Source organism: Blastomonas sp. CCH1-A6 (assembly GCF_001556365.1).
GTDB lineage: Bacteria > Pseudomonadota > Alphaproteobacteria > Sphingomonadales > Sphingomonadaceae > Blastomonas > Blastomonas ursincola.
The window spans coordinates 1-576 of sequence record NZ_LSIS01000422.1 but is presented as its reverse complement, the minus strand read 5'-3'; the positions used below and the strand labels follow the sequence as shown (position 1 = coordinate 576).

Annotated in this window: 1 protein-coding gene and 1 pseudogene; both read right to left on the bottom strand. The window is 70.1% G+C overall.

The annotated features are described in order from the left end of the window. The coding region (locus AX735_RS19085) for a replication initiator protein A (RefSeq protein WP_202189623.1) at positions 1-416 on the bottom strand (416 nt) is incomplete at its 3' end. A 6-nt stretch (positions 417-422) separates the two neighbouring features. After that, positions 423-576 (bottom strand): annotated as a pseudogene (locus AX735_RS19080) (helix-turn-helix transcriptional regulator); the annotation flags it as partial.

The following is a 576-nucleotide window of genomic DNA, read 5'->3' as shown; positions in this document are numbered from 1 at the left end:
GTGGCGACGGTGGTGGATTGCAGGCGGTCGAGCGCGGCCTTCAGCCGCTCGTAGCTCGCCTTGCCGGTGCCGCGCCGGGTGAACGCCAGTATCTCGTGCGGCGTCGTCACCATGAGGCGCGAGGTCGGCCGTCCGGCATCGCGCGCCTCGATGAGCTGGCTCGCCGCCCATATCAGCACGTCGGCATCCCAAATAGTCGCCATGCCATGCTCGGGGACCGCCTCAACCGAGATCCATGTCGTGCCCATGCGGAAGTCGATGGGCGCGGTGCGGCGGGTCTTCGCGAGGCTGAAGAAGGGCCAGGCCATTAAGTCCTGCGCGTCGCGGGCCGCGAGGTCGCCGGGCACCGAACGGAACAGCTCAAGCTGCGTGCGTTCGGTGCTGGAACGGCCGCAAAGGGAGCGGGCGGTGGGCATCGGCGCTCAGCGGCGCACGCAATCGGTGGGCAGACGCTTGGCGGGATGGACGACGCCATTGCCGGGATCGGACGTGGAGCGGCGGGTGCCGAGCGCGGCCCAGGCGTCGAGGTCGTCGATCGCATAGACGATGCGGCCGCCGAGCCTGCGGAACACGGGG